At 72.2% G+C, this 9,312-nt stretch carries 11 protein-coding genes; 4 read left to right on the forward strand and 7 right to left on the reverse strand.

Annotated elements, in window-relative coordinates:
* Positions 1-83: 83 nt before the first annotated feature.
* Positions 84-269 (reverse strand): hypothetical protein, encoded by a 186-nt coding sequence (locus tag ABT085_RS39135; protein ID WP_351619541.1) that lies wholly within the window; start codon positions 267-269, stop codon positions 84-86.
* 235 nt (positions 270-504) lie between these two features.
* Between ABT085_RS39135 and ABT085_RS39140 the strand changes: the two genes are divergently transcribed.
* Positions 505-1,707 (forward strand): Gfo/Idh/MocA family protein, encoded by a 1,203-nt coding sequence (locus tag ABT085_RS39140; protein ID WP_351619544.1) that lies wholly within the window; start codon positions 505-507, stop codon positions 1,705-1,707.
* 23 nt (positions 1,708-1,730) lie between these two features.
* On the opposite strand, the gene ABT085_RS39145 is transcribed toward ABT085_RS39140, so the two are convergent.
* The 5 genes from ABT085_RS39145 to ABT085_RS39165 form a co-directional block, all read right to left on the reverse strand.
* Entirely contained in the window at positions 1,731-2,426 is a 696-nt protein-coding gene (locus ABT085_RS39145) for a L,D-transpeptidase family protein (RefSeq protein ID WP_351619547.1), read from the reverse strand.
* Positions 2,427-2,520: 94 nt separating this feature from the next.
* On the reverse strand, positions 2,521-3,360 hold the full coding sequence (locus ABT085_RS39150) for an SDR family NAD(P)-dependent oxidoreductase (protein WP_351619550.1): 840 nt from the start codon (positions 3,358-3,360) through the stop codon (positions 2,521-2,523).
* A 3-nt stretch (positions 3,361-3,363) separates the two neighbouring features.
* Positions 3,364-4,278: an SDR family oxidoreductase gene (locus ABT085_RS39155; RefSeq protein ID WP_351619553.1), complete on the reverse strand. Its 915-nt coding sequence runs from the start codon at positions 4,276-4,278 to the stop codon at positions 3,364-3,366.
* Between the two features lie 142 nt (positions 4,279-4,420).
* Positions 4,421-5,050 (reverse strand): MBL fold metallo-hydrolase, encoded by a 630-nt coding sequence (locus ABT085_RS39160; protein ID WP_351619556.1) that lies wholly within the window; start codon positions 5,048-5,050, stop codon positions 4,421-4,423.
* The gene (locus ABT085_RS39165; protein WP_351619559.1) at positions 5,050-6,138 is read right to left on the reverse strand and encodes an S-(hydroxymethyl)mycothiol dehydrogenase; all 1,089 of its coding nucleotides are present in this window, start codon (positions 6,136-6,138) and stop codon (positions 5,050-5,052) included. Before ABT085_RS39165 ends, ABT085_RS39160 begins: the two co-directional genes overlap by 1 nt.
* Before the next feature lie 196 nt (positions 6,139-6,334).
* On the opposite strand from ABT085_RS39165, the gene ABT085_RS39170 reads away from it, so the two are divergent.
* Both ABT085_RS39170 and ABT085_RS39175 read left to right on the forward strand, forming a co-directional pair.
* Positions 6,335-7,738, forward strand: a complete 1,404-nt coding sequence (locus ABT085_RS39170; RefSeq protein WP_351619562.1) for an MBL fold metallo-hydrolase — start codon at positions 6,335-6,337, stop codon at positions 7,736-7,738.
* Entirely contained in the window at positions 7,735-8,481 is a 747-nt protein-coding gene (locus ABT085_RS39175) for a sulfite exporter TauE/SafE family protein (protein WP_351619565.1), read from the forward strand. The genes ABT085_RS39170 and ABT085_RS39175 overlap by 4 nt, the downstream gene beginning before the upstream one ends.
* Before the next feature lie 122 nt (positions 8,482-8,603).
* On the opposite strand, the gene ABT085_RS39180 is transcribed toward ABT085_RS39175, so the two are convergent.
* The gene (locus ABT085_RS39180; protein ID WP_351619568.1) at positions 8,604-8,885 is read right to left on the reverse strand and encodes a metal-sensitive transcriptional regulator; all 282 of its coding nucleotides are present in this window, start codon (positions 8,883-8,885) and stop codon (positions 8,604-8,606) included.
* 102 nt (positions 8,886-8,987) lie between these two features.
* Between ABT085_RS39180 and ABT085_RS39185 the strand changes: the two genes are divergently transcribed.
* Positions 8,988-9,312 (forward strand): rhodanese-like domain-containing protein (locus tag ABT085_RS39185; protein ID WP_351619571.1); only part of this gene is annotated, 325 nt, incomplete at its 3' end.

Here is a 9,312-nt window from a genome sequence, read left to right on the forward strand (position 1 = left end):
GGGAGAAGGACACCCTGGCGCTCACTGCGCCAGGGGCGATGCCGCGGTGCCGCGGCGGCGCGCCGTTCCCGGAAGGGCGGTGCTCAGGCCGCCCGCTGCGACTGCGGGGCCGCGGCGGCCCACTCCAGGACGAGCCGCCGGTACTCCTCGCGCTGCTCGCCGCTCAGTGTCCCGCCCGACCGGAGCCACAGGGCCCGGATCTCCTCGTTGACCTCCGCCGCCGATCGGTCGGATACGGGTTCAACACTGGTGGACATGCCGTGAAGCATACGACCCGTTGCGTGAAGGCCGTGTGAGTAATCAGGAACATATCGGACATATAAGACAGTGTTACTGATCACGTCCATCTGCCGGAACTCCGGCTGAACCCGGACCGCCGCTCATCCTCCGAGGGCGTGCCCGCATGTCGATTCGCGCCGGAAACCACCCCTTCACGTCATAATTGTGCCGCTCCCGCGGTGAACACGTTCCTCTCCTAGTGTCCTAGTGAAAGGCACGCACTCCATGACGTTCTCGCTCGGCATCGTCGGCGCCGGCCAGTTCTCCGGCCGCTTCGCCCTGCTGTTCCAGGCCCACCCCGGTATCGACGACGTCTATGTCACCGACCTGCTGCCCGAGCGGGCCGAACGGCTCGCCGCCGCCCAGCAGCTCGCGGGCACCTTCCCCTCGTACGAGGCGATGCTGGAGTCGCCGGACGTCGACGCGGTCGCGGTCTTCACCCAGCGCTGGACGCACGGCCCCCTGGTGCTCCAGGGGCTGCGGGCCGGCAAGCACGTGTACTCCGCCGTCCCGATGGCGGTCACCGTGGAGGAGATCGCGGACATCGTCGACGCGGTCCGCACCACCGGACTGACGTACATGATGGGCGAGACCAGCCAGTACCACCCGGCGACCGTGCACGCCCGCAACCGGATCGCCGAGGGCGCCTTCGGACGGCTCTTCTACGCGGAGGGCGACTACGTCCACGACATGGACCTGGGTTTCTACGACGCCTACCGCTACAGCGGGGGCGAGAACTGGAAGGCGACCGCCAGCTATCCGCCGCTGCTCTACCCGACGCACTCGGTGGGCGGGGTGCTCGGCGCCTGGCGGACGCACGCGGTGAGCGTGTCCGCGATCGGGGTGCCCGACGAGCGCCAGGACGGTGTGTTCGACAAGGAGATCAGCCAGTTCGGCAACGACCTCTCCAACGCCACCGCCCTGTTCGCCGTGGCCGGCGGCGGTTCGTTCCGTACGAACGAGTTCCGGCGGGTCGGCTACCCCTCGCACATCAGGGAGTCGCGCTTCCGCTTCTTCGGCACGGAGGCCAGCATGGAACAGCTGGCCACGGTGGCTCTGTGGCAGGACAAGAAGGGGGTGCAGGACATCAGCGACCTGCTGGAGCCCCGGCCCACCCTCGCCCCCGACGACCCGTCGATGCAGCACATCGCCCCGGAGCTGCGGGCCGCGTTCACCTCGGGCTCGGCGCCGGTGCACGACCGCTCCCGGCTGCCGCGGGTGTTCGACACCCTGCACAACGGCCACGAGGGCAGCCACCACTTCCTGGTGGACGACTTCGTGACCGCCGTCGAGAGCCGCACCCTGCCGTCCGTGAACGCGTGGGTGGCGGCCCGCTACACCCTGCCGGGCATCATCGCGCACGACTCGGCGCGGCAGGGCGGGACGCGGCTGGACATCCCGGACTTCGGGGACGCCCCCGAGGGCTGACCGGCCCGCCGGGCCGGGTGTCGTCAGGTGCCCGGCTTGCGGCCGTAGACGAAGACGTCGTCGCCGTTCTTCAGCAGCGACCAGTACTTCTTGGCGTCGGTCTTCGTCATGTTGACGCAGCCGTGCGAGCCCGGCGGGTTCCACATGCTCAGGCCGACGGAGTGGAAGGCCTGGCCGCCGTCGAAGAACTGGCTGTAGGGCATGGACACGTTGTAGATGTTGGAGACGTGGTCGATGTCGCGCCAGTAGATCTTCTTCAGGCCGGTACGGGTCTCGTAGCCGTTGCGTCCGGTGCGCACCGGGACGGGTCCGTAGACGAGCCTGGAGCCGTCCTGGATCCAGCTGAGCTGGAGCGTGAGGTTCACGCAGGCGATACGGCCCTTGTTCGTCGGGCACTTGCCGGCCGCGTTGGGCTTCTTGCCCACGGCCTTCTGCTTGTTCATCAGGTCCATCACGCCCCAGGTCACCGGCCCGGCGTAGCCGATGTTCGGCGTGATGCCGTGCTTGGTCTGGAAGGCCTGGATGGCCTTGCAGTCGGTGGCGGACTGCCTGCCGTCCACCGGACGGCCGAGGAACTTCTCCACCTGCTTCTGGTACGGGCCGGCCTGCGTCGTACAGCTCGCGGCCTGGGCCGGAGCGGCGGTGACTGCGAGTGTGAGCGGGGCCACCAGCGCGGTGATCCCGAGCGCGACGGCGCCCCGTCTGTGCATGTCCCCCATGGCGGACTCCCTCTCGTACGTCCTGCGATCTCAGTTGCCTAGACCGGCGGTACGAGAGGAAAGTTGCACGGCCGACCGCGCCGGGACACAACGGTTACACGCCAGGTCCCGCCGGACGTTTGCCGGTTGCTCCCCGATCTTCCCGGCTTCCCCTGGCCGCGTGGAAACCGGTGTGGACCGCCGTGAGGCCGCCGTCGACCGTGAGGGCGGTCCCGGTGATCCAGGCCGCGTCCCGGGAGGCGAGGAAGGCGACGGCGGCGGCGATGTCCTCGGGTTCGCCGACCCGGCCCAGCGGGTACAGCCCGCCGATCTCCTCCAGGCGGTCCTCCTGCCCCTCCCAGGCGGTGGTGCGTACGGTGCCGGGGACGACCATGTTGACCCGCACCCCACGGCCGGCGGCGTGCCCGGCGAGGGTGCGGGTCAGCGAGCCCAGGCCCGCCTTGGCGGCGCTGTAGGCGTGATTGCCGAAGTCCTGGAGGCCGTTGACCGAGCCGATGCTGACGACGGCGCCGCGCCCCGACGCCGCGAGGTGCGGCAGGGCCGCCCGGCAGCAGCGGTAGGCGCCGGTCAGGGTGAGGTCGAGGTCGCGGGCCCACGCCTCGTCGGGTTCGTCCTCGAAGCGGGCCGCGTCCGGGGTGCAGCCGTAGGCGTTGTTGACCAGGACATCGAGGGCGCCGAAGGTCTCGACGGCGTGGCCGACCGCTCGCTCCACGGAGGTGCGGTCCGCCACGTCGCAGCCGAACGCCTCGGCGCCCAGGCCCTGTTCGCGCAGTGCCGCCGCGGTCCGCTCGGCCGCGGGCAGGTCCACGTCGGTCACCAGGACCCGCGCGCCCTCCCGGGCGAGCCGCCCGGCGGTGGCAGCTCCGATGCCGCGGGCGGCGGCGGTGACGAGGACGGCGTACCCCTGGAATCGTGTGCTCTCTGATCGTGTCATGGCCTACCGATACCCGGTCACGTCCGCCGGCCTGCCCCGGTCCTGCACCTCGGTCAGATAACGCCAGGCGTCCGGGCGGCTGCCGTCGAGGTCGGTGAAGCCGTACTCCAGGGCCAGGCCGCCGCTGGAGAGGGAACGGCCGTTGAAGCGGGCCACCTCGGGGTCGGCGGCGAGGGCGGCGACGGCGCGGCCCACATAGTGCGGTGTCTCCGAGATCGCGAAGTGCGGCTCGCGGTCGAGGGCGTCACGCCAGTTGTCCTCCCGCACCCCGAAGGCGTCGAGCATGATCTCCGAGCGCATCCAGCCGGGGGTGAGCGCGACGGCGGTGGCGCCGCGGGGACCGAGTTCGTGGCCGAGGGCGAAGGCCATGCGCAGGACGGACGCCTTGGCGAGGTCGTAGAAGAGGTTGACCCGGTAGGTGTCGCGGTTGTACTCGGCGGTGCCGTCCGTCATCTCCACCACCAGACCGCCGGTCCCCTCCAGCAGCAGCGGCAGGGCGTGGTGGCTGGTGATCGCGTGGGTCTCGACGGCGAGGCGGAGCAGCGTGAGTCCGTTGTCGAGGTCGTGCTCCCAGACCGGAGTGTCCCACTCGAAGAGCTTCTCGCCGCCCCAGATGTCGTTGACGAGGACGTCGAGGCGCCCCTGTTCCCGCGCGATCCGGTCCACGAGGGTGCGGACCTGGGCCGGGACGAGATGGTCGGTGGGTACGGCGATGCCCCGGCCGCCCGCCGCGGTGACCAGGTCGGCGGTGTCCTCGATGGTCTCGGGGCGGTCGTACGCGGAGCGCCGGGCGCGGGTGCTGCGTCCGGTGACGTAGACCGTGGCGCCCGCCGCGCCGAGTTCCACCGCGATCCCGCGTCCCGCTCCGCGCGTGGCCCCCGCGACCAAGGCGACCTTGCCTGCCAGCGGTCCGGACATGTCCGACCTCCCGTACCCGTACGACCGATGTCGTCTTCGAGGGTGCCGGGTGAACCGGACATCTTCTGTCGCCTTTGGCGCGGTGTCCGTCGTCACGCCCGGCCGGTCACCCGGCCGGGCGCGAGGCGGTGCCGGTCGTTGCTCAGTGGCCGCGCGCGATCCAGTCCTCCAGGTGCGGGGCCTCGGCGCCGATGGTCGTCGGGTCGCCGTGGCCGGTGAGCACCTTGGTCTCCGGCGGCAGGGTGAGCAGGCGGTCGCGGATCGAGTCGATGATCGTCGGGAAGTGGGAGTAGGAGCGGCCGGTCGCGCCGGGGCCGCCGTGGAAGAGGGTGTCGCCGGTGAAGACCGTGGCCAGCCCGGGTTCGTACAGGCAGACCGCGCCGGGCGCGTGGCCCGGGGTGTGCAGGACGGTCAGGTCGGCGCCCGCGGTCTCGATGACCTGGCCGTCGGCCAGATGGGCGTCGGGCTCGCGGTCCGGGTGGGTCTGCTTCCACAGCGGCAGGTCGTCGGGGTGCAGCCAGATGGTGGCCCCGGTCAGGTCCGCGAGGGCGGGCGCGGCGTCGATGTGGTCGTTGTGGGCGTGGGTGCAGATGATGGCCGACAGACGGCGCTCGCCGACGGCCTCGGCGATCGCCTCGGCGTCGTGGGCGGCGTCGATGACGACGACCTCACGCTCGTCACCGACGATCCACACGTTGTTGTCGACGTCCCAGGTGCCGCCGTCGAGGGTGAACTGCCCGGAGGTGACGAGGCGTTCGATGCGTACGGTCATCAGAGCACCACCACGGAGCGCAGGACGTCGCCCTGGTGCATGCGCTCGAACGCCTTCTCCACCTCGTCGAGCTGGATGGTCTCGGTCACGAACGCCTCCAGGTCCAGGCGGCCCTGCAGATGCAGGTCGATCAGCATGGGGAAGTCCCGGGAGGGCAGGCAGTCGCCGTACCAGGAGGACTTCAGCGATCCGCCGCGGCCGAAGACGTCCAGCAGCGGCAGTTCGAGCTTCATCTCCGGGGTCGGCACCCCGACCAGGACGACCGTGCCGGCCAGGTCGCGGGCGTAGAAGGCCTGCTTGTACGTCTCGGGGCGGCCGACCGCCTCGATGACGACGTCGGCGCCGAAGCCGCCGGTCAGTTCGCGGATCGCCTCGACGGGGTCGGTTTCCTTGGAGTTGACGGTGTGGGTGGCGCCCATCGTGCGGGCGGTGGCCAGCTTGCGGTCGTCGATGTCGACGGCGATGATCTTCGCCGCGCCGGCCAGGTTCGCGCCTGCCACGGCCGCGTCCCCGACCCCGCCGCAGCCGATGACGGCGACGGTGTCGCCGCGGCCGACGTTGCCCGTGTTGAGCGCGGCGCCGAGACCCGCCATCACTCCGCAGCCCAGCAGCCCGGCGACCGCCGGGGAGACCGACGGGTCGACCTTGGTGCACTGGCCTGCCGCGACCAGGGTCTTCTCGGCGAAGGCGCCGATGCCCAGGGCCGGGGAGAGCTCCTGGCCGGTCGAGGCGAGCGTCATCTTCTGCTTCGCATTGTGGGTGTCGAAGCAGTACCAGGGCCGGCCCCGCAGACAGGCCCTGCAACGGCCGCACACCGCACGCCAGTTGAGGATCACGAAGTCCCCGGGCTCGACGTCGGTGACGCCCTCGCCGACCGACTCCACGACACCGGCCGCCTCATGGCCGAGCAGGAAGGGGAAGTCGTCGTTGATACCGCCCTGCTTGTAGTGCAGGTCGGTATGGCACACACCGCAGGCCTGGACACGCACGACGGCCTCCCCGGGCCCCGGGTCCGGCACGACGATCGTCTCGATGCGCACCGGCTCGTCCTTGCCCGGTGCGATCACGCCGCGTACTTCCTGCGCCATGGTGTTCAGCCCTTTCGTCGACGGGGATCCGTCCCGGTCCGACCCTACGCGTGACCGCTCGGTAGGGGCATGCCCCACGAGCGCCGCGCCGTCCTCCACCTTGGGCGACAGATACCCCCGGGGGTACCTCTGCTACGGTGGTAGACATACCCCCGGGGGTAATTTCCAGCGTGTTCACGACGAGAGGAGTGCTGCCGTGTACTTCGTCGACACGATCGACGTGCCGGGGCTCGGCAACCGCGGCTACCTGGCGGGCGGGGCGCAGGGCGCCGTGGCCGTCGATCCGCCCAGGGACATCGACCGGGTGCTCGCGGCCGCCGCACGGCGGGACGTGCGGGTGACGCACGTCGTCGAGACCCACGTCCACAACGACTACGTGAGCGGAGGCCCGGAGCTCGCCCGGATCACCGGCGCCGCGTATTTCGCGCCGGCCGCGGCCCGGATCGCCCAGCCGCACACACCCGTCTCGGACGGCGACGTCGTCGAGGTCGCGGACGGTCTGGTGGTGCGCGCGCTCGCCACCCCCGGCCACACCCCGCACCACACCTCGTACGTCCTGGAGGAGGCCGGAGGCGCGGTGGCCGTCTTCACCGGCGGTTCGCTGCTCATCGGCACCGTCGGCCGCCCCGACCTGGTGGAACCCCGGCTGACCGCACGGCTGGCGCGGGCCCAGTACGACTCCGCCCACCGGCTGGCCGCCGGTCTGCCGGACGACACGGCGGTCCTGCCCACCCACGGTTTCGGCAGCTTCTGCTCCGCCGCACAGGCCGAGGGCGGCGCGACGACCACCATCGGCCAGGAGCGCGCCGTGAACGAGGCGCTGGTCAAGGACGTCGACACCTTCGTCGCCGACCTGCTCGCCGGGCTGGACGACGTGCCCGCGTACTACGCGCACATGGCCCCGCTGAACACGCGGGGCCCCGCGCCGGTGGACCTCACCCCGCCGCGGCGGGCCGACGCCGAGGAGATCGCCGCCCGGCTGGCCGCCGGGGAGTGGGTGATCGACCTGCGCAACCGGGTCGCGTTCGCCACCGGGCATGTCGACGGGTCGCTGAACTTCGCGGCGGAGGGACAGCTCGCCACGTATCTCGCCTGGCTGCTGCCCTGGGGCAGGCCGGTCACCCTGCTCGCCGAGTCGGCCGGGCAGCTCGCCGCCGCCCAGCGCGAACTGGTCCGGGTCGGCATCGACCGGCCGGCCGCGGCCGCGACCGGCTCCCCCGCACAGTGGGTGCGCCCCGGCGAGCGGCCGCGCGCCTTCCCGCGGGCCGACTTCGCCGCGCTCGCGGCACGGACGGCACGCGAGGACGCCCCGGTCGTGATCCTCGACGTGCGGCGCGACTCCGAACGCGCGGCCGGGCACATCGCGGGCTCGGTGCACATACCGCTGCACCGGCTGCGCGACCGGCTCGCGGAGATACCGGACGGCACGGTGTGGGTGCACTGCGCCGGCGGTACGCGGGCCGCGATCGCGGCCTCGCTGCTCGACGCGGCGGGTCGGGACGTCGTCGCCGTCGACGACGGCTTCGACGCAGCACACGCGGCCGGGCTCCCGATGGCCCACGCCACCGCGGCCGACGCCTGTCACCGTACGGCGCCGTGACCGCGCTCGTCCTCGCCCTCGTCGCCGGTGCCGTCACCGGCGTCGCGCTGGGCGCGCTGGGCGGCGGCGGCAGCATGCTGGCCGTACCGGCCCTGATCTATCTGCTCGGTTCCACCCCGGCCGCGGCCACCACCGCGAGCCTCGTCGTCGTCTCCGTCACCTCCGTCACCGCGCTGGCCGCGCACGCGCGGACCGGCACCGTGCACTGGCGGGCCGGCGCACTGTTCGCCGCGGCGGGACTCCTGCCCGCCGCCGCGGGCGGGGCGCTCTCCACGCGGCTGCCGTCGGCCCTGCTCACCGGCGCGTTCGCGGTGATCGCCGGGATCTCCGCGCTGCGGATGCTGCGCCCCGCCGCCACGGCGCGGGACGGCGCCGCGGTACGTCCGCTGCGGGTCGCCGGAGCCGGGGCCGGGCTCGGTGCGGTGACCGGCGTACTGGGGGTGGGCGGCGGCTTCCTCGCCGTACCCGCCCTGGTGAACGTGGTCGGCCTGCGGATGCGGATGGCCGTCGGTACGAGTCTGCTGGTCATCACCGTCAACTCGCTCGCCGCGCTGGGCGCCCGCGCGGGAGCGGCGGTGAGCGTCGACTGGACGCATCTCGCGCCGTTCACCGCGGCCGCCGTGCTCGGGGCGTGGGACGGCAGGCGGCTGTCGGCCCGGCTCTCCTCGGACCTGTTGCGCCGCCTCTTCGCCTGGGCGCTGCTGCTGGTCACCGCGGTGATGCTGGCCGACGCGGTGCTGTGACCCGCTCCGGCGCCGGGAAACGGCCCCGGCGCAGGCTGACGGCTCCCTCGTGCGGGAACCGCTCCCGCGCCGGTGAACGACTCCCGTGGAAACCCCGGTGACCCGCTCCCGCGGAACAGCCGCTACGCCAGCGACAGGAACAGCTTCTCCAGCCGCGCCTTCATCTGCTCCGTCGTCTCCGCCCGGCCGTCGCCCGCGTCGGTCAGGCACTGCTGGAGACCGGTCGCGATGATCGCGAAGCCCGCCCGGTCGAGGGCGCGGGAGGCCGCCGCGAGCTGGGTGACGACGTCCTCGCAGTCGCGCCCCTCCTCGATCATCTTGATCACTCCGGAGATCTGCCCCTGCGCCCGGCGCAGCCGGTTCAGCACGGACTTGAGCTCATCGCCCTCGAACTGAAGCTCCACGACCACTCCTCTACATACCCTTGGGGGTATTTTACCTCCCCCTCGGATCTCCCCCGCCCGGATCTCTCCTGCCGGTTCAACCACCCCCGAAAGGATCGCACCGTGACCACTCCCCCCACTCCCCCCGCCCGCACCGCCCTCGACACGAGCGAGGCGCACGCCCGGCTGGCCGCGCTGACCGTCGTCGACGTACGGACGCCCGGCGAGTTCGCCTCCGGCCATCTGCCCGGCGCCCACAACATCCCGCTGGACCGCATCGGGCACGCCGTCCCCACACTGCGCGAGATCCGCGGCGAACTCCTCGTGGTCTGCGCCTCCGGGGCACGTTCCGAGAGCGCCCGGCAGGTCCTGGCCGGGCACGGCGTCCACGCCCTGTCCCTGACCGGCGGCACCCAGGGCTGGGTGCGGGCCGGCCACGAGGTGCAGC

The sequence above is a fragment of the Streptomyces sp. NPDC002265 genome (assembly GCF_040296125.1).
In the GTDB taxonomy this organism is placed as follows: domain Bacteria; phylum Actinomycetota; class Actinomycetes; order Streptomycetales; family Streptomycetaceae; genus Streptomyces.